Origin of the sequence: Phyllobacterium sp. 0TCS1.6A, from assembly GCF_026420825.1 — a bacterium.
GTDB lineage: Bacteria > Pseudomonadota > Alphaproteobacteria > Rhizobiales > Rhizobiaceae > Phyllobacterium.
The window spans coordinates 233226-252918 of sequence record NZ_JAPMAB010000004.1; the positions used below are offsets into that span (position 1 = coordinate 233226).

General features: G+C 61.8%; 17 protein-coding genes. 12 read left to right on the forward strand and 5 right to left on the reverse strand.

Features of this window, described 5'->3' with window-relative positions:
• Positions 1 to 60 precede the first annotated feature (60 nt).
• The 6 genes from OSJ75_RS12020 to OSJ75_RS12045 all read left to right on the forward strand — a co-directional run bounded on the left by OSJ75_RS12020 (position 61) and on the right by OSJ75_RS12045 (position 6906).
• A complete protein-coding gene (locus OSJ75_RS12020) occupies positions 61 to 774 on the forward strand; it encodes a FadR/GntR family transcriptional regulator (protein ID WP_250017238.1) in 714 nt (237 codons plus the stop codon).
• Positions 775 to 851: 77 nt separating this feature from the next.
• Positions 852 to 1757, forward strand: a complete 906-nt coding sequence (gene kdgD / locus OSJ75_RS12025; protein ID WP_267228224.1) for a 5-dehydro-4-deoxyglucarate dehydratase — start codon at positions 852 to 854, stop codon at positions 1755 to 1757.
• Positions 1758 to 1846: 89 nt separating this feature from the next.
• Complete coding sequence (locus OSJ75_RS12030; protein WP_267228225.1) at positions 1847 to 3358, forward strand: ABC transporter substrate-binding protein; 1512 nt, start codon at positions 1847 to 1849, stop codon at positions 3356 to 3358.
• Between the two features lie 69 nt (positions 3359 to 3427).
• Positions 3428 to 4342 carry an ABC transporter permease gene (locus tag OSJ75_RS12035; protein ID WP_267228226.1) on the forward strand — a complete coding sequence of 305 codons (915 nt, stop codon included), beginning with the start codon at positions 3428 to 3430 and terminating at the stop codon, positions 4340 to 4342.
• Between the two features lie 3 nt (positions 4343 to 4345).
• On the forward strand, positions 4346 to 5269 hold the full coding sequence (locus OSJ75_RS12040; protein WP_267228227.1) for an ABC transporter permease: 924 nt from the start codon (positions 4346 to 4348) through the stop codon (positions 5267 to 5269).
• The gene (locus OSJ75_RS12045; protein WP_267228228.1) at positions 5266 to 6906 is read left to right on the forward strand and encodes an ABC transporter ATP-binding protein; all 1641 of its coding nucleotides are present in this window, start codon (positions 5266 to 5268) and stop codon (positions 6904 to 6906) included. Before OSJ75_RS12040 ends, OSJ75_RS12045 begins: the two co-directional genes overlap by 4 nt.
• A 1-nt stretch (position 6907) precedes the next feature.
• Here the strand turns inward: OSJ75_RS12045 and lhgO are convergent, their stop codons facing one another.
• The 5 genes from lhgO to OSJ75_RS12070 all read right to left on the reverse strand — a co-directional run bounded on the left by lhgO (position 6908) and on the right by OSJ75_RS12070 (position 11921).
• Positions 6908 to 8119 carry an L-2-hydroxyglutarate oxidase gene (gene lhgO / locus OSJ75_RS12050; RefSeq protein WP_267228229.1) on the reverse strand — a complete coding sequence of 404 codons (1212 nt, stop codon included), beginning with the start codon at positions 8117 to 8119 and terminating at the stop codon, positions 6908 to 6910.
• Between the two features lie 77 nt (positions 8120 to 8196).
• Positions 8197 to 9354: an NAD(P)/FAD-dependent oxidoreductase gene (locus tag OSJ75_RS12055; RefSeq protein WP_267228230.1), complete on the reverse strand. Its 1158-nt coding sequence runs from the start codon at positions 9352 to 9354 to the stop codon at positions 8197 to 8199.
• On the reverse strand, positions 9351 to 10742 hold the full coding sequence (locus tag OSJ75_RS12060; protein WP_267228231.1) for an NAD(P)/FAD-dependent oxidoreductase: 1392 nt from the start codon (positions 10740 to 10742) through the stop codon (positions 9351 to 9353). The genes OSJ75_RS12055 and OSJ75_RS12060 overlap by 4 nt, the downstream gene beginning before the upstream one ends.
• A complete protein-coding gene (locus OSJ75_RS12065) occupies positions 10739 to 11047 on the reverse strand; it encodes a 2Fe-2S iron-sulfur cluster-binding protein (protein WP_267228232.1) in 309 nt (102 codons plus the stop codon). Before OSJ75_RS12065 ends, OSJ75_RS12060 begins: the two co-directional genes overlap by 4 nt.
• A 91-nt stretch (positions 11048 to 11138) precedes the next feature.
• Positions 11139 to 11921: an IclR family transcriptional regulator gene (locus OSJ75_RS12070; protein WP_250017266.1), complete on the reverse strand. Its 783-nt coding sequence runs from the start codon at positions 11919 to 11921 to the stop codon at positions 11139 to 11141.
• 201 nt (positions 11922 to 12122) lie between these two features.
• Here OSJ75_RS12070 and OSJ75_RS12075 point away from each other — a divergent pair, with 201 nt between their 5' ends.
• The 6 genes from OSJ75_RS12075 to OSJ75_RS12100 all read left to right on the forward strand — a co-directional run bounded on the left by OSJ75_RS12075 (position 12123) and on the right by OSJ75_RS12100 (position 19653).
• A complete protein-coding gene (locus tag OSJ75_RS12075; RefSeq protein ID WP_267228233.1) occupies positions 12123 to 12893 on the forward strand; it encodes an enoyl-CoA hydratase/isomerase family protein in 771 nt (256 codons plus the stop codon).
• Positions 12894 to 12985: 92 nt separating this feature from the next.
• Entirely contained in the window at positions 12986 to 14044 is a 1059-nt protein-coding gene (locus OSJ75_RS12080) for an ABC transporter substrate-binding protein (protein ID WP_250017279.1), read from the forward strand.
• A 122-nt stretch (positions 14045 to 14166) separates the two neighbouring features.
• The gene (locus OSJ75_RS12085; RefSeq protein WP_267228234.1) at positions 14167 to 15243 is read left to right on the forward strand and encodes an ABC transporter ATP-binding protein; all 1077 of its coding nucleotides are present in this window, start codon (positions 14167 to 14169) and stop codon (positions 15241 to 15243) included.
• Positions 15240 to 16979 carry an ABC transporter permease subunit gene (locus tag OSJ75_RS12090; RefSeq protein WP_267228235.1) on the forward strand — a complete coding sequence of 580 codons (1740 nt, stop codon included), beginning with the start codon at positions 15240 to 15242 and terminating at the stop codon, positions 16977 to 16979. The genes OSJ75_RS12085 and OSJ75_RS12090 overlap by 4 nt, the downstream gene beginning before the upstream one ends.
• Positions 16980 to 17047: 68 nt before the next feature.
• Positions 17048 to 18547: a class I adenylate-forming enzyme family protein gene (locus OSJ75_RS12095; RefSeq protein ID WP_267228236.1), complete on the forward strand. Its 1500-nt coding sequence runs from the start codon at positions 17048 to 17050 to the stop codon at positions 18545 to 18547.
• A 17-nt stretch (positions 18548 to 18564) separates the two neighbouring features.
• On the forward strand, positions 18565 to 19653 hold the full coding sequence (locus OSJ75_RS12100; RefSeq protein WP_267228237.1) for a hypothetical protein: 1089 nt from the start codon (positions 18565 to 18567) through the stop codon (positions 19651 to 19653).
• The last annotated feature ends 40 nt before the right edge of the window (positions 19654 to 19693 follow it).

Genomic DNA, 19693 nt, shown 5'->3' on the forward strand with positions numbered 1-19693 from the left:
CAATTGAGATCATGTAGTTTGATGCCAAACAATGGAGTGCGGATGGTTATGGCGGACAGCATGGGTGCCAAAAAGACGCTGGCCTGGAAAGTTGCCGATGAGTTGCGCAGGCAGATCGAAGGCGGCGATTACGCGCCGGGAGACAAATTGCCGATCGAACCGGTGCTCGTCGAAAAGTTCGGCTTCAGCCGCACCGTCATTCGCGAGGCGATAGCGGCGCTCCGGGCAGACGGACTGCTGGAATCGCGCCACGGTGTCGGGGTATTCGTGCTTGGCCCGAAGCAACCCTCCGAGACCCTTGCGCTCTTCACCGCCGCCACCGACAAGATTTCCGATATTATCGAGGAACTCGAGCTGCGCATCGGCATAGAGGTCGAGGCGGCGGGGCTTGCGGCGCTTCGCAGTTCGCCGGCCCAGGAGGCCGAAATACAGGCGCAACTGGACATTTTTGCCCAGCTTGTCGCCGATGGCGAGTCTACCGACGAGGCGGATTTCCACTTCCACATGGCTATCGCCAGTGCAACGAACAATGTCAGGTTCAAGACGTTCCTGGCGCATATAGGCCGCCGGATTATCCCCCGCGTGAAGTTCCGCAAGGCGATGGGTGGGATCGATCCGTTGCCCAACCGCGACCGTATCCTGCTCGCCGAACATGCGGAGGTGGTGGATGCCATCCTCGCACGGGATCCCGAGCAGGCGCGGGACGCGATGCGGCGGCATCTTCTCGGCGGCATCAAGCGCTATCGCGGACTGGCGAGCCGAAAGATCGTCTGACGCAAAGCCAGTTGACAGTTCCTCCTGTGTCATAATATGACTTGTCGCAAGACATCTTATCTATAACGGGAGTTGAAATGTCGCCAGAAGAAATCAAGTTGCGGCTGTCGTCAGGCTTGCTGTCATTTCCGGTCACGCACTTCGACAGTGACCTTCGGCTGAACCTTGCGAGCTATCGCGAGCACGTGGCCTGGCTGTCCAGCTTCGATGCCGCAGCGCTTTTTGCGGCGGGTGGCACCGGCGAGTTCTTTTCCCTGTCGCCGGAAGAAGTGGGCGAGGTCACCAAGGCGGCGAAAGAAGTGTCGGGCGATGTGCCGATCATTTCGGGCTGCGGATACGGGATCGAGCTTGCAAAGGACGTTGCGCGCCGGGCCGAAAAGGCGGGCGCGGACGGGCTGCTGCTTCTGCCGCACTACCTCATCGGCGCGCCGCAGGAAGGCATCTACCAGCATGTGAAAGCCGTCTGCGACGCCACGGGCCTGGGCGTGATCATATATAACCGGGCCAATTCCGTCGCCAATGCGGACACGGTGGCGCGGCTCGCCGACGCATGTCCCAATCTGATCGGCTTCAAGGACGGAACCGGCAAGGTCGATCTCGTTCGCAACGTCACGGCGAAGCTTGGCGACCGTCTTTGCTACATCGGCGGCATGCCGACGCACGAGCTGTTTGCCGAGGCATTCAATGCCGTGGGCGTCACCACCTATTCGTCGGCCGTCTTCAACTTCGTGCCTCAGCTGGCGCAGCGGTTCTACAGGGCCATGCGCGCCGAAGACCGGGCGACGATGGCAGCCATTCTCGATGGCTTCTTCTTCGAATTCGCCAGGATCCGCGATCGCGAAGTGGGCTATCCGGTTTCCATCATCAAGGCGGGGGTCGAACTCATCGGCAGGACGCCGGGGCCTGTGCGGCCGCCCCTGACCAATCTCAGGCCCGAGGAAAAGGCCATGCTGGCAAAGCTCATAGAGAGCGCAGGCGTTTAACCGCAGGAGGGAGCCTGCGGTACTTCGGCTCGGTCGAAAGGCAGCACGATGTGCCGTTCGAAAGTTTGAACACAATGGGAGGAGACAGTATGAAAACGAGGCACAGCATCGCTGTCATTGCCATGGCGCTCATGGCTACGACGTCCGGGATGGCATATGGCCAGGAGGCCGGGAAAGCGATCAAGATCGTCCTGCCGGAGCAGCCCGCCAATCTGGAACCCTGCGGCACGATCATCACCAATGTCGGGCAGATTCTAAGCCAGAACGTCACGGAAGCGCTGACCGTCATCGATGCCGGAACGGGCCTGCCGCAGCCAAAGCTGGCGACGGAATGGGCCCGCACCGACGACATGACATGGCGCATCAAGCTCAGGCCGGGCGTCAGGTTTCAGGACGGAACGGCGATGGACGCGAAAGCGGTCGCCTTTTCCATCAAGCGCATGACCGGCGGCGCACTGACATGCAACAACATGGCGAAATTCGGCGACCGGAAGCTCGAGGCAACGCCGGTCGACGACCTCACTCTCGATATCAGGTCCGACCGGCCTGAACCGATCCTGCCGACGCTGCTCAGCGTGGTGATGGTGGTTTCGCCCAATACGCCGGTAGACAAGCCCGTCAACGATCCTGTCGGCACCGGTCCGTTCAAATTGACTTCCTTCGATACGCAAACGGTCACGATGGACCGGTTCGACGGCTATTGGGGCGAGAAGCCTGAAATCGAAAAGGCAACCTATGTCTGGAGATCGGAATCGTCGATCCGGGCGGCGATGGTCGAAACCGGCGAAGCCGACCTGACGCCATCGATCGCCACCCAGGACGCGACCAACCCCGAGACCGATTTCTCCTATCTGAACTCGGAAACGACCGCGATGCGGATCGACATGTCCAAGCCGCCGCTCGACGACCTGCGCGTGCGCAAGGCGCTCAATCTGGCGATCGACTGGGATGGCCTGAAGGCGTTGTTCGGCGCGGACGTCAAGCGTGCATCGCAGATGGTGGTGCCGGGCATCAACGGCCACGACGACAGTCTGCAGGCCTGGGAGTACGATCCGGACAAGGCAGCCGGACTCGTCGCGGAGGCGAAAGCCGCCGGCGTGCCTGTCGATACGGAAATAGTCCTGATCGGCCGCAATGGAATCTATCCCAATGGCGGCGAGGCCATGGAGGCCATGGCGGCGATGTGGCAGGCGGCGGGGCTCAATGTGAAGCTGACCATGCTCGACGTTGCCGACTGGATTCGCTATCTGCAGAAGCCCTATCCTGAAGAGCGCGGCGCGACCCTGTTGCAGATGATGCACGACAACAACAAGGGCGACGCCGCATTCACCATCCCGATCTTCTATCGCTCGACCGGCCAGTATTCGACGGTTTCGGACCCCGCCCTTGATGCGGAAATCGACAAGGCGCTGGCCGCCACGGGGGAAGACCGCATGAAGGCTTTCAAGGCGATCTTTACCAAGGCGCGCACGGATGTCGTGTCCGACATCCCGATGTTTCACATGATCGGATATACGCGTGTCGGCAAGCGGCTCGACTGGAAGCCGGACATTACGACCAACAGCGAAATTCCGCTCGCCCATATCCGCATCAAGGACTGATACCGGCGGGAGCGCGGGCCGTCCGGACCTGCGCTCCCGGTTTTTCCAGCTACAGCCGAAGGCAAGGTCATGTTAAGTTTTATCGGCAGGCGCGCATCGCACAGCATCATTTCGGTCATGGGCCTGCTCGCGCTGGTCTTCTTTCTCACGCGCCTGACCGGCGATCCCTCATCGCTGTTCCTGCCTCTCGATTCGACGGCCGAAGCGCGAGCGGCATTCGCCAGGCTGCACGGGTTCGATCAGCCTGTCTACTGGCAGTTCCTGCAATATCTGCGCGATCTGCTCAGTCTCGATTTCGGCGAATCCGTCCGTCAGAACCGTTCGGCAATGGCGGTCGCGCTCGAGGCTTTCCCCCAGACGCTGAAGCTTGCCATCGTGGCGATGGCTCTCTCCACCATCCTCGCGCTCGTCGCCGGGTCGCTCGCTGCCGCGAGGCCGGGCGGCCTGTTCGACCGCGCGGTGACGCTCGTCTCCCTTTCGGGCGCCAGCGCGCCGGATTTCTGGGTCGCGATCGTCGGGATACTGGTCTTTGCCGTCACCTTCGAGCTGCTGCCGACATCGGGCACGGGCAGCTATCTCCACTGGATCCTGCCCATCTTCGTGCTGATGCTCCGGCCTTTCGGATTGCTGGTGCAGGTCGTTCGCGGCGCCATGCTCGCGGCGCTCGCCTCTCCCTACATCAAGACGGCGAGGGCAAAGGGCCTGCCCCGGCAAAAGATCATCTTCGGGCATGCGCTCAGGAACTCGCTGCTCCCCGTCATCACCGTCGCCGGCGACCTCACCTCGGGCCTTATCAATGGCGCGGTCATCGTCGAAACCGTCTTCGGCTGGCCGGGCATCGGCAAGCTGATGATCGACGCCATCATCCAGCGCGATTTCGCCGTCGTCCAATCAACCATTCTGGTCACCGCAACCGCGATCTTCGTCCTGAATATCTGCATCGATATTCTTTACGCGGTGCTCGACCCAAGAATCCGGTATTGACCCATGACCGCAATCACCAACGCAGCATCAGCCTCCGATCCGGCAGGGCGCGCCCGGACCGTCTTCAACTGCCTGAAGCGCGACAGGCTGGCTCTGGCAGCCGCCATATTTCTGGTGATACTGGCCATAGCGACGCTCGCCGGACCACTGCTGATCGGTGACATGGCGGCGAAACTCGGTTTGCGTCAGCGCAACCTGCCGCCGTTTTCCCTCGACCATGGCTGGCTCTATTTCCTTGGCGCCGACACGCTTGGGCGTCCAATCCTGGCGCGGCTGGTTGTCGGCGCGCAGAACACGCTTGGCATCGCGCTTGCGGCGGTCGTGTCTTCCATGCTGGTCGGCGGCGTGCTTGGGCTGGTCGCCGGCTACAGCGAACGCTGGTACAGCCAGGTGATCCAGCGTCTGGCCGATATCATCATGAGCTTTCCGTCGCTGCTGCTCGCCCTCATCGTGCTCTATACGCTCGGGCCAAGCATTTCCAACCTGATCATTGTCCTCGCCCTGACGCGCATACCGATCTACCTGCGGACCACGCGCGCGGAGGTGCTGGAACTGCGTGAGCGGATGTTCGTAAGCGCGGCGAAATCCATGGGCGCCCGGCCGCTTCGGATCGTTCTCCGCCACATCGCCCCCATGGCGCTGCCGACGCTCCTGACCATAGCGGCAATCGATTTCGCAACGGTCATCCTGGCCGAATCCTCGCTGAGCTTCCTCGGGCTGGGCATTCAGCCGCCCGAGTTCACCTGGGGCGCCATGGTCGCCAATGGCCGTGGCTATCTCGCCACTGCCTGGTGGATCTCGTTCTGGCCCGGCCTGGCGATCCTTTTGACCACCCTTTCCCTCAACCTGCTTTCCAGCTGGGCGAGAACCATGGCGGACCCGCAGCAGCGTTGGCGTCTCCAGAGCCTGAGAAAGGCGTCCAGATGAACGAGTTGGCACCCATTCTTTCCGTTGAGGACCTGACGGTGGACTTCCTCTCCGACGGAGCTCCGGCGAGGGCCGTCGACGGTGTGTCCTTCGAGGTCAGGCGCGGCGAAACACTGGTGATCCTCGGCGAGAGCGGTTCGGGCAAGAGCGTCAGTACCAGCGCGGTGATGGACCTGATCGACCAGCCGCCGGGCGATATCGTGCGTGGACGCATATCCTTCGACGGCGCCCGCATCGATGGCCTGCAGGGCGAGGCGCGCCGGGTCATCAATGGCCGGCGGATCGCGATGATCTTTCAGGATCCGCTGGCATATCTCAATCCGGTCTACACGGTCGGACGGCAGATCTGCGAAATATTCGAGAGCCATGGCGTTGCCAGTGGCAGCGCGGCCCGCGAACGCGCCATGGATTTGCTGAAGCGCGTCGGCATTCCCGAGCCCGAAGCGAGGATCGACCAGTATCCGCACCAGTTTTCCGGCGGCCAGCGGCAACGCGTGATGATCGCGATGGCGATCGCATTGCAACCGGACCTGCTGATCGCGGACGAACCGACGACGGCGCTCGATGTCAGCGTTCAGGCGCAAATCCTCGATCTGCTGCGTGATCTGCAAGGCGAGACGGGAATGGCGCTGATCCTCATCACGCACGATCTGGAGGTTGCCGCCTCGATGGCCGACAGGGTCATAGTCATGAACCGGGGCATGATCGTAGAGGCGGGGGAGGCAAGAAAGGTCTTCACCAACCCCCGGCACGCCTATACGCAGAAGCTGATTTCAGCGTTGCCGCATGGCGACGCGGCGGAAAGCGCGAACCGGCGTTCCACGACGAATTCGGGAGAAACGGTTCTGCGGGTTGAAAACCTGACGAAGGAATATGTCGTCTCATCCGGGCTTTTTGGCAGGAAGAAGTCATTTCTCGCGGTCAAGGATGTGAGTTTCGAAGTCAGCAAGGGCGAAACGCTGGGCATAGTCGGCGAATCCGGGTCAGGCAAATCCAGCGTGGCGCGCATGCTGCTGAGGTTGAACGAGCCGACCGCCGGCAAGGCCATGTTCAACGGCGAGGACGTCTTTGCCATGGAGGAGCGCGGTCTGCGCGCCTATCGCCGCAAGGTCCAGATGGTGTTTCAGGATCCGTACGGTTCGATGAACCCGCGCATGACCGTGCGGGCGATCATTGCCGAACCCTGGTCCATCCATGCCGACATCCTGCCGAGGGCCGGATGGAGAGATCGCGTCGCCGAGCTGCTCGAACTCGTCGGCCTGAAGCTGGAATATGCGGATCGCTACCCGCACCAGTTTTCCGGCGGCCAGCGGCAAAGGATCGCGATTGCCCGCGCACTTGCGAGCGAACCGGAACTCGTCATCTGCGACGAAGCGGTGTCTGCGCTCGATGTCTCCATCCAGGCCCAAATCATCGACCTGCTCGCCGACCTGCGGACCCGGCTTGGCCTGTCCTATATCTTCATCACCCACGACCTGCCGATCGTGCGTCATTTCGCGGACCGCATTCTGGTCATGAAACAGGGCGTGGTCGTCGAAGAGGGGCCAACTTCGACCATCTTCGGCAATCCGAGCCAGGCCTATACGCGCAGTCTTCTGGACGCCACGCCGGTCCCGAAATGGCTTGAACCAGCCTGATCTATTGAGCAACCGGCGGCTGCTTGATCGAGGCGAGGCGTGAAGCGATCATCTCGGCGATCGGAATGGCTGAAGTCGCGGCCGGGGAAGGGGCGTTGCAAACATGCAGCATCCTGTCCGTCTGGGCAAAAAGGAAGTCGTGCACAAGCGTGCCGTCACGCTTGACGGCCTGTGCGCGGATTCCCGCTTCATGCGGGAGCAGGTCGCCTGTCTCGAGGCCGGGGCAATAGCGCCGGCACTCGGCAAGATAGCCCGGCTTCCACAGGGAGTTCCGAAGTTCGGCGGCAGCGGAACGGCGGTTGGCGAAGACGGTCTTCCAGAAGCCCGGGAAGAATGCGTAATCGCCGAGATCCGCGAGGTCCAATGCGAGCCGGGCATATCCTTCCCGGGCAAACCCGATAACCGCGTTCGGGCCGACGGTAACGCTGCCGTCGATCATCCGGGTAAGATGGATGCCGAGAAAAGGCAGCGCCGGATCGGGAATGGGGTAGATGAGATGCCGGACAATGTCGTTCTTGTCGGCGGGAAGGCGATAATATTCTCCGCGGAAGGGCACGATCCGGTGATCGATGGCGAGGCCGGCGAGCCGCGCCAGCCGATCGGACTGCAATCCGCCGCACACGACAAGCTCGTTTGCCCGCCAATCGAGATCGTCGCTACCGATCTCGACGTGATCGATCTTTTCGCGAATGCTCGTCACCTGGGTAGAAAGCCGGACTTCGCCGCCAAGCGCCGTGATGCGCTCTCCCATCGCCACGCAGATATCGAGATAGCTGACGATACCCGTCGCAGGCACGAATAGCGCGCCCTTGCCGACAATGTTCGGCTCGCGCTCCGCAAGTTCGCCAGCGGAGACCCGGTGCACCTCTATCGTGTTCTGCTTCGATCGCTCATAAAGCGCATCCATGCGGGCCACTTCCACGTCGGTCGTGGCGACGAGAAGCTTGCCGCAGATCTCGTAGCGGATACCGTTCTGCTCGCAGAATTCCTTGGTTGCGGTGGCACCCTTGCGGCAGAGCTCGGCCTTGAGACTGCCGGGCGGATAGTAGATGCCGGCGTGGATGACGCCGCTATTGTGGCCGGTCTGGTGTTTTCCGAGCGCGTCTTCCTTTTCCAGCACGATCAGGCTGCTGCCCGGCCGGTTCTCCAGAAGCCGCATCGCAGTGGCGAGGCCGACGATGCCGCCGCCGATTACGCAATAGTCGTATTTCACGTTTCCCCCCGATGCCTGCGAGCGTACAAAGCATCGCGGCCATTGCGCAATACGTCAATCCAGCACGCCAATCGGCGTCAGGCGTCGAATTCACGCAGCAGTTTTTCGCTTTTCTCGACTTCTGTCCGGAAACGGGAGATCGAATATGGCGCAAGATCGACGGACGGGTTCTGATCGCAGATGATCTGCGCCAGGCACTCGCCGACTGCGGGCGCGATCTGAAATCCGCCGCCACTCGCGCCGAAAGCATGGAAAAGCCCCGGCGTGGTCTGGCTTTCGCCGACGACCGGCAGCATATCGGGCAAATAGCCCTCGACACCCGACCATACCCTGATGATATCGGCGTTTCTCAGCGACGGAATATGGGTCGCGACGGCACGCATGCCGTTCAAGGTTTTGTGAGGCGGTACGAAAGTATGCTCGCCGTCCTCGTTGGCCAGCGTGCGCGGATAGCCGGCAAAAATATAATTGCCGCGCGGGATCTGGCGGATGATCATATCGCCCTCGATCGCGTAGACGGAAGGCTTGAGCGTGTAGGGCAGGGGCTCGGTGACGAATTGAGGCGGTCCTGCGGAAAACAAGGGCACCGCTTCGTCGAACTGTTCGCATATGGCCTTGGCCCAGCCGCCCGCGGCATTGACCAGCTTGGATGCGGAGATTTTCCGGCCATCGCTGCATTCCAATGTAAAGAGGTCGCCGGCGCGGGTCGTCCTGACGATCTCGGTGTGCTGGAACAGGGTGCCGCCATGGCGCAGCATCGCCCGGGCGACGGCGGGGGTCGCCAGCCTCGGATTGGCAACGGCGCAGCGCGGCGAATGGGAGGCGATCACGGCGGTATCGGCAAGCCATGGCAGATTTTGCTTGAGTTCCGCACCTTCCCAGATCGATATGTCCAACCCGCATGCGCGGGAGGTCGCGGCATAGGCGAGCAGCCTCTCCTTGCCGGCTGGCGTATGGGCGAAATAGACCATGCCGTTACGGTCGAACTCGCAGCCTTCGCCGATGAGTTCGTCGAAATCTTCCCAATGGGTCTGTGCAAGGAGTGACAGGGGATACTGGCTGAGGGATCGACCCTGCAGGCGCAGGCCGCCGAAGTTTGCGCCGCTCGATTGCGCGCCGACATGACCGCGTTCGACGATTGCCACCCTCTTGCCCATGCGGGCAAGAAAGAAGCCGGTGAAGCAACCGAACAGGCCGCCGCCGACAATCGCAACGTCATAATGTGCGGCGTTCATGGCTGAACCGTTTCCGGCTGGCTGGAAGAGATGGGGATCGGCTTGACCGGCGCCTGCGCGCGAATGCGGCCGACATCGCTGACCGGCAGGCCAGTGGTTGCCGCCGTCAGTTCCTGCAAGGTCTGGCTGCAGAAGCGCCCCTGGCACCGGCCCATGCCGCAACGGGTGATGGCTTTCACGCGGTTGATCTCGGCGGGCCCGGCAATCTTGCGGATTGCCGCGCGGATTTCACCGGCATGGACGCGTTCACATCGGCAGACGATGGTATCGTCGGGCAATGTGGCGGCATATTCGTGCGGCCATCGAAATGCCTTCGCCATATGGGTCTGGAATTGTCTCAGCCGGACGATGGATCGGCGTAGAGCCTTCCGATCGGTTGATTGTGGAAGCTCGCCGCGCGCTTCCAGCATGGAAAGGGCAGCAAGACGCCCGCTCTTGGCCGCCGCGACCCGTCCACCGGTGCGTGCACCGTCCCCGGCCAGCCAGAGACGGGGCCCGGCGCGTCCGTCGCTGTCGATGACGGGAAACCAGTTGCGCAACACCGGATCGAAGCGGAATTCTGCGCCGGCGAGTTCTGCCAGCTGGGTTTCCGGCCGCAGCCCATGGCCATAGGCGACGGCGTCGCAGGAAATGCGCTCGACAGTACCGTCGGAGCGCCGGATTTCCAGCGCTTCCGCCCGCTCGTCGCCGATGATGCGCTGCAGGCTTGCTCCGGTGATCGTCCGCACGCCGAGACGCCTCAGTTCGAGCAAAAGCGATATGCCTTCGAGCAGGGTGCCGGGCGCAGTCAGCGCCATGCCAAGGCCGGCCTTGAGCTTGTCCCTTGTCGATGTCGTGTCGACGACCACGAGGCGCTTGACGCCCATGCGGGCATATTGCGCAGCCGCCAGATAGAGCAGGGGGGAAGAGCCCGCCATGACGACCGATTGCCCGATCAATGCGGCGTGGTGCTTGAGCGCCACTTGCGCGCCGCCGAGCGAATATACGCCCGGCAGCGTCCAGCCGGGCAGCGCCATGATGCGATCGGTCGCACCGGGGGAAATCATCAACTGGCTGAATTCGATGCTGTCGTGAATGCCATTCCGCAGGATCTCGAGACGATTGCCGAAGACACCCCAGACAAGACTTCCCGGACGCCAGTCGCATGCGCGCAGAATGTCATCCTCGTCACGTTCCCGGCGTGCCGTTCGTGCGGTCGCATCGCCACCCATCAATCGCTGCGACATTGATCGCATCGCCGGCGCCAGACGACGCGTACCCTGGCCGCCGGGCCTTGCTGCCTCGTCGAGAATGATCGGGCGCAGGCCCGCCTTGACGAGGGTCGCCGCACTTGCCAGTCCCGCCGGGCCAGCTCCGACGATGACGGGAGGAAGTTCGGCGTCGCTCACGTCAATGCCTCCCGCGCCGCGGCAGCGGAGGAGCATAAATCAAGGCCCGGTGTGACCTCCACCATGCACGCCCGCAAGCGACGCCCCGCACGGGTCCATACGGTACAATCCTGGCATGCCCCCATGAGGCAGAAACCCGCGCGCGGCGCCTGGTCGAATTCGGAACGCCCGGTCGTCAACCCGGCGCAAAGCAGGGCTGCAAGCAGCGTTTCGCCGGCACAGGCAGCAACCTCCTGGCCATCGAAACGAATGACAATGTCCGGTCGACGGGTATTTATCGGGTGAAGGAGCGGTACAGCGATCATGCCGGTTTATTGCTATCCAATAAGTTATATCGCATAAAGTGAAAGCCAAAGCCGGGGTGCTGTCAATCCGAATTCGGCTAGCCGAAATTGGCTAGCCGAACGAGATCGACCTTGCCGCCGCGATGACCAGTTTCGGAAATGTGTCCAGAATGACCTCGCGGCTGAAGCGCGCCAGCGGAACGGCGACGCTCACGGCTGCGATGACATTGCCATCCGGTCCGGTGATCGGCGCGGCAATGGATGCGTCGCCGTGGTAGATTTCCTCGAATGCCGCGGCAAAGCCCTTGTCGCGGGCTTCGTTCAGGAGCGCGACGACCACCTCTGGTGATGAAGGCGTCGATGGCGTGTACGCCTTGAACTCGGTGTCGGCGAGAATGTTGGCGACGTCCGTCTCCGGCAGACGGGAAAGAATCGCCCTGCCGGGCGATGTGCAATAGGCCGGCAGCCTCGATCCGGTGATGACATCCGTGGCGAGCATCTGCCGGCTCAAATAGCGCGTGACGAACACGATCTCGGTGCCGTCGAGAATGGTCAGGCTGACCGCCTCTTCGGTCTCCTTGCTCAGGTGCTGCAGGGCCGGCATGGCGCGATCGACCAGCCGCGAACTGCGGGTGTAGTGATAGGCGAGATCCAGGGTCTTGATCGTCAGCTCGAACTGGCGCGAAACCGGATCCTTGCGCAGGTAACCCAGTTGGGTCAGCGTGTGGGTGAAACGCTGGGCCGTGCTGACATCCATGTCGGTGAACTGCGCGATCTGCGACATCGTCAGGGACGCGTGCCGCTTGTCGAAGACGGTGAGCACCTTGAACGCCTTGGCGACCGACTGCACCATCAGCGGATCCGGCCTCTTTGGCTGGGCGGTCTTGTCTTTCATGCAATTTCCTCCGTCCGAATCGCTGCCCACGCAGTCGCTCGCCACTCAAGCCGATCATGGTGCGGCTTGGCAACTCGACCTGCCGGGCGATGGCCACGGCGACCCTTCAAAAAGCTCCGGTGAAATTTTTACCTTGACCTATCTTCGCTGCACAGTATCATTATGCAATAATTATTATTGCTATGCAATAGGAGAATCTTGTTGGAACAGTTCGTAATTGTGGAAACGATCGGCCGCGTTCGTCGCCTGACCCTAAATCGCCCGGACAAGCTCAATGCCTGGAACACACCGATGCGGGACCGGCTGATAGCGGCCTTGAAGGCGGCCGAGGCGGATGCAGAAGTAGGTGCCATCGTTCTGACCGGCGCGGGCGACCGCGCCTTCGGCGCCGGGCAGGACCTGTCGGAGAGCAAGAGCTTCGATTCCGACCGCGCGGAGTCATGGATGGCCGAATGGAAGGCGCTCTACAATCTGTTCCGGCATGGCTCGAAGCCGGTCGTCGCAGCACTCAACGGCATCGCCGCCGGTTCGGCGTTCCAGGTTGCCTTGCTATGTGATCTCCGGGTCGCGCATGCGGGGGTCAAGATGGGCCAGCCCGAGATCAATTCAGGCATCGCGACCGTTACCGGCAGCTGGATCATGCGGGAAATCATCGGCCTTGCCCGTACCATCGACCTGACCTTGACGGGCAGGATGCTCGAGGCGAAAGAAGCATTCGAGTTCGGACTGATCTCGCGTATCGTGGACGCCGACAAAGTGCAGTCCGAAGCGCTCGAACTTGCCGAATATCTGGCCGGAAAGCCGCCTGTTGCCATGCGCTTGAACCGTCGACGCTTTGCCGAGCTGACGGAGGCTGGCTTCGAGAACGCCATGAGCTCGGGCGTCCGCATTCAGCGCGAAGCATACGGCTCCGGCGAACCGCAGGCGATGATGGAGAAATTTCTCGCCGAGAGAGCCGCCCGAAAAGCCTGATTTTCTACCAGTCGTCGCAATGGGAGGCGACTGCCACTGCCAACCTAACAGACACCGTCGAAACGGTGCGCCAACCTTCAGAGGAACACAGTATGTCCAGGCCCGGTCTTTTGAATCTCAACCGCCGCACACTCCTCGCAGCAGGCGCGGCCGCTCTTGCCACGCCCGCATTCCTGCGCCGGGCGTGGGCCGATCAATCTCTCGTCATTGCCGATCCGGGCGGTCCTTTCACCGACGGCTATCGCAAGGCATTCTACGAGCCGTTCACTGCGGCGACCGGCATTGCGATCACCGGCGTCGCGCGTGACGCAGAACCGACGGCGCAGTTCAAATCGATCGTGGAGACGCGTTCCTATATCTGGGATGTCTGCACGCTGACATTGTCCGCGCGCCTGATTCTCGAGGAACAGGACCTGCTCGAACCCCTGAACCTCGATCAGGCCAAAGTTGCCGACGTCATGCCCGAGGCGGTTCATCCGAACATGCTCGGCACCGACGTCTATTCGACGGTCCTTGCCTACAATACCGATACGGTGACCGAGGCGCCCACGGGCTGGAACGCGTTCTGGGATTTCGAGCGCTTTCCGGGCCGGCGCTCGCTGCGCCGCAACCCGATCGATACGCTGGAAATCGCGCTCATGGCGGACGGTGTCGACGCCAAGGCCCTCTATCCGCTCGATGTCGAGCGGGCGTTCAAGAAGCTCGATGAAATCAAAAGCCGCATCGATGTGTGGTGGACGGGCGGCGCGCAATCGACGCAGTTGCTCGAAAGTGGCGAAATCGACTTGATCGCCGGCTGGAATGCTCGTTTCCAGGCCGCGATCGATGGTGGCGCACCCGCAAAGATCGTCTGGAATGGCGGGCTCTATTCCATCGAGGGCTGGGGCGTGCCCAAGGGAAATCCAAAGGCCGACATGGCGCGCGAGTTCGTCGCGTTCTGTGCTCAGGCCGATATGCAGGCGAAGTTCACGGACGATCTCGCCTATGGGCCGACCAATCTGCGTGCCTATGATCATATCGCACCGGAACGCGCTGCGATCCTGCCAACGGCGCCCGATAATCTCAAATTGATGTCGCTTGCGTCGGAGCCCTATTGGCGGGAGCACCGCGCGGCTCTCAGCGAACGGTTCAATGCCTGGCTTCTGGCCTAGCATTCATGGCGGTAGGGCGGGCCTGGTTCAAGCCTTCCTGCCTTACCAGTACCAGGCATCAATGAAGCAGCGCGTTCGCCCCGGCGAACGTGCATGCGATCCTGTTGAATTTAGGAATGACAATGACAGCGGACCAGCAGCAAGCCAAACTCGTCCTCGAAGGACTGTCAAAGCAGTATGGTAATTTCACTGCGCTCGAACCGACGAGCCTGACAGTTCGGAACGGGGAGTTTCTGACATTGCTGGGCCCTTCGGGCTCAGGCAAGACAACCCTTCTGCAGATGGTGGCAGGACTTGCCGAGCCAAGTGCCGGTCGTCTGCTGGTTGATGGCGCAGACTGGACCTACCGGCCCGTCAACGAGCGCGGCATGGGCATGGTCTTCCAGCACTATGCGCTGTTTCCTCACATGACGGTTGCCGAAAACGTGGCGTTTCCCTTGCAGATGCGCAAGCTTTCGGCAGCCGAGGTGCGCAGCCGGGTCGAGGAAACCTTGCGCAAGGTGCAGCTCGAAAAGTTCTCGCACCGGTTTCCCAAGGAATTGTCCGGCGGTCAGCAGCAGCGCGTCGCGCTCGCAAGATGCTTCGTCTTCAATCCGAATGTGATCCTCATGGATGAGCCGCTCGGCGCGCTCGACAAGGCGTTGCGGGAGCATATGCAGCTCGAGATCCGGCGCCTGCACAAGGAATATGCCACGACAGTCATCTATGTGACGCACGATCAGGAAGAAGCGCTGGTCATGTCGGACAGGATCTGCGTGATGAACCATGCGCGGGTCGAACAGCTGGGCAGCCCGCACCAGATTTATGCGAATCCGGAAACCCTTTTCGCGGCGACGTTCATCGGCCATTCCAACGTGCTGAAGGGAAAGCGTGACGGAAGCGACGGCGAGTTCGCCAGAGTGCGGACGGCAGGCGGCACGTTTTGCGGACGCGACATGTCGCGCAACCAGGCGGGGGATGTTGCCCTTGTCGTGCGGCCGGAACACATGCGTATCGGCGAGACGACGAGCGCCGAGTTCGACAGCGTTCGCGGCCGTTTGACGGATCTGGTCTATGTCGGCGTAGAGACACGGTTGCTCGTCGCCCTGCCCGACGACAGCATCCTGACGCTTCGCCATGATGCGTCTGGCGAAATACCTTCCATCGGGCAGGAGATCGTGACGCATTGGCCGAAGGCGGCCGCGAGGGTCGTCGCATGAGCATTTCCCACGCGAATCCGCGTCCTGCGGCCGTGCGGCCGGGGCCGATATGGCTCGCCGTTCCTGCCATCGCGCTTTTGGCGGTGTTCTTCCTGTTTCCGATGGCAAGGCTGTTCGTTCTTGGCATTCAGGACAGCGCAACCGGCGGCCTCACGACAGAGCATTACCAGCGGCTCCTGACCACGCCGGTCTATTGGAGCATACTCGGCATCACGTTCCGAATTGCCATTCTCACGGCGGTCTTTTCGGTGTTGCTCGGCTATCCACTGGCGCTGTGGCTCTCAAGGATGCACAGCTCGCGCCAGACGATCATGGCCTTGCTGGTGCTGCTGCCCTTCTGGACGTCCTATCTCGTCAAGACCTTCGCCTGGATGATCCTGCTTGGCAATCGCGGCGTCCTCAACACGCTTTTCATGGATATTGGCCTCCTCGATCGGCCACTGCGGATGATGTATAATGAGCTTGGCGTGATCATCGGCATGGTCCATGCGATGATGCCGCTTGCGGTCTTGACCATGCTGCCGGTGATGAACGGTATCGACAAGCGCCTCACGCTGGCGGCGGGGACCATGGGAGCAGGTCGTTCCGAACGGTTCTGGCTGGTCTACTTCCCGCTTTCGGTTCCCGGAGTTGCCGCCGCCGGCCTGCTGACTTTCATCACCTCGCTTGGTTTCTTCATCGTTCCGGCGTTCCTCGGCGGCCGTGGCCAGACCATGCTTGCCCAGACCATCATCACGCAGGTCCAGGAACTCGTGAACTGGGCGTTCGCAGCGGTGCTCGCAAGCCTCATGGTGGTCGCGGCGCTGGTCGCGATCTGGATCTACAACCGGTTCTTCGGCCTGTCGACGATTTCAGGAGGCGGATCCGACAGCACGACACCAGGCAATGGCCCATTGCGCGTCGCCGGCCAGAAAATACTGAGGACCATGGCGATCCTCTCCCGCCCGTTCGACCGGTTCGACACCCGTCCGGGAGCGACGGAGCGCGGCTTCAGGCTCTATCCGGTGCTGATGCTGACATTTCTGATCGCGCCGATCTTCGTCGTCTTTCCCATCGCCTTCACCTCGGCCAGTTCGCTGCAATTTCCTCCTCCCGGCTACTCGCTTCGCTGGTTCGAGCAATATCTGACCTCCCCGGTCTGGCTTTCCGCGACATTGCGCTCGTTCGGCGTCGCCTTCGCGACGGCACTCTTCGCCACCGTCCTGGGTGGGCTGGCAGCCCTTGCCCTGGCGCGCAGCCGTTCGCGGTGGAACGGCGCCATCTTTGCGCTGATGCTTGCTCCGATGGTGGTGCCGCGCATCGTCATTGCCGTGGGCCTGTTCTACCTGATGGCGCAGCTTGGTCTGGTCGCGACCAATACAGGCCTCGTCATCGGCCACACGCTCCTTGCCATTCCCTACTGTTTCATAACGGTGGGAGCAGTGCTGAAAAGCTATGACTGGCGCCTGAACCAAGCTGCCGAAACGCTGGGTGCGGGACGCCTGACGATCCTGCGCCGTGTCACCCTGCCATTGCTGCGCGGTGGCGTCATTTCGGCAGCCCTGTTTGCTTTCGTCACATCGTTCGACGAGTTGACGGTCGCAATCTTCATTTCGGGCGGCCTGAAGACGACGCTTCCAAAACAGATGTGGGACGACATGTTCCTGCAGCTCAATCCGACACTGGCCGCAGTATCGGTCGTGGTGATGCTCCTCGTCATGCTCATATTGCTCGCAGCCCAGAAGATTCAAAAGTGAAATGTGTCAGGATCGCCCTGCCGATCCGCTAAATATCAAGGTTTTCATTGAACATGCAGATCCAAGGATTGGCCCGCCGCCTACAGGTCCTCGCTCGCGAGACACCCAACCGAATTTTCGCCAATACCAGCTCCGGCCCGGTAACGTTCCAGACCCTCGCAAGCGCCGCGGAGGGTTTTGCCCAGCGCTATCATGATCGTGGCCTGCGCAAGGGCGACAGGGTCGTCGTGATGATGGCCAACAGCCTGCCGTCTCTCGCCATCATTCACGGCCTGCTGCGCGCCGGTCTGGTCTGGGTGCCGGTCAATCCGGCTCTGGTCGGGGCGTCGCTCGCCCATGTCATCCGCACCGTGGGGCCTTCGCTCATCATATGTGACCACGAGGTCACGGCACGCCTTTCCGAATGCGCCGAGGCCGAAGGCATTCCGGTCGATCCGATGCAGAATGACGAGCTGCCGGCAGCAGCACTTCCCGTTTCGGCCGAATTTCCCGAGCCCGGCGACCTGGCATCGATCATGTTCACCTCCGGTACGACCGGCCCGGCGAAGGGCGTGATGGTCAGCCATATGATGCTTGAGCTTGCGGCCCAGGGCGTGGTGCTCTGCGGCGACATGAAGACCGGCGACAACCTGTTCGTGTGGGAACCATTCTATCATATTGGCGGCGCGCAGGTGCTGATGGTGCCGCTGTTGCGGAACGTGCATCTGACGATTGCCGACCGCTTCAGCGCGTCGCGCTTCTGGCAACAGGTGGCGGAAGCGGGCTGCACGCATATCCATCACCTTGGCGGCATCATTCAAATTCTTCTCAAGCAGGCGGAGAGTCCGTGGGAGCGCGCCCACAAGGTGCGCATCGCCTGGGGCGGCGGCTGCCCCCCGATAGCATGGCGCGCCTTCGAGCAAAGGTTCGCTGTGCAAATCCGCGAATGCTACGGCATGACCGAATGTTCGAGCCTGACGACGTGGAACAATGATGGCGTGGTCGGCTCGGTCGGGCGCGCCATGCCATGGTTCGAGATCGAGTTGAAGGACGAGAACGGCCGTACCCTGCAGCCCGGAGAAGGCCCAGGCGAGATCGTCGTGCGCACCAGTCTGCCGGGTGCGATCACGCAAGGCTACTACGGAAACCCCGCGGCAACGGCCAAGGCCCTGCAGCCGGACGGGTTTCATACGGGTGATCTCGGCTCGTGGGACGATGACGGCATGTTGTTCTTCCTTGGGCGCATGACCGACTCGGTGCGCTGCAAGGGCGAAAACGTCTCGGCATTCGAAGTGGAGACCGTGGCCAATCTTCATCCGCAGGTCGTAGACTCGGCCATGGTCGGCGTTCCGGGCGAAGTGGGGGAGCACGACATACTCCTTTTCATACAGACGCATGACCAGTCCACGATCGAGCTCGATCAGCTATGGCGCTGGATGGCGGAGCGTCTCGCTCCGCATCAGCGGCCGCGCTATGTCAAGGTCGTGAACGAGTTTCAGCGCACACCAAGCCAGCGCATCCAGAAACATCTCCTGCCGACGGGGCAGGAGGGACGATGGGATGCCGCCCAATTGAAAAAGGCACCATGAACAGGGGAGAGCCATCGATGGGCCATGATGTACTTATCACGGGCACCGGCATGTTTGCCGGGCGGATCGCGCTGGATATCGCGGCGACGGCAAAGACGCCGGTCACCGTGATGATCGCCGGACGCAACCGGATGCGCCTTGACTGGTTGCGCACTGCCGGAAATGCACGCGCCGCGATGTTCGGAACCCCTGCGCGTTTCGAAACGCATCAGATCGACCTGCTTAAGCCCTGCGCGAGCGAAACGCTTCTGGCGCTGTGTCGGCCGCGACTGGTGGTGCAGGCGGCATCGATCCAGACCTCGACGGTGATTTCCGACCGCGGTTCGCGCTGGAGCGATCTCGTCGCCGATGGTGGCCTGAGCGCCACGGCGGTGTTTCAGGCGCTCATCAGCTCACGGATGGCGAAGGCCATCAGCGACAAATCGCCCGATACCAGGCTTATAAATTGCTCGTTTCCGGATGTCGTCAACGGCATGATCACCGCCATGGGATACAAGGTCCTGTGCGGCACCGGCAATGTCGCGATCCTGTCGAACGTGTTCGACGGTGAGCGGGCACACCTTCCCGCCGGCCAGCTGCGGGTCATTGCTCATTATCAATGCCTCGCGCCGTGGCGGTTGCGCCACGAGGAGCGGGCCGGACACCCGGCGCCGCGCGTCTTCATCGAGGACGAAGAGATCGAAGATCCGTTCGCCGCCTTCAAGGACTGTCAGCTGACACCGGAGCCTGCAATCGAGATATCAGGCGCGTCAGGTGTAACGCTCATTCTCGCGCTGATCGGCGGGCAGGAATGGCGCGGACACGTACCGGGGCCCAGCGGGCTTCCCGGGGGCTATCCCGTTCGGCTTGAAGGCGGCGAACTCGTGCTCGATCTGCCGGGCGGTATCACTGCAGACGAGGCCATTGCCTGGAACGAGGCATTCGAACAGCGCAGGGGACTGACCGTTCATGGTCGGGCAGCGGCCTATCATGGCAGGCTGCGGGAGCTTCTCGTTGAAGAAGGCTCCGTCCACGCGGATGGTTTCGACCTCGACGATCTGGAAAGCGTATGTTCCGATTTTCTGCAACTGCGCGATCGACTCATCAAACTTCCCAGCGTGAAATAAAGCGTGGGGATATCTGTCACAAAGACGCAATATAGGTACG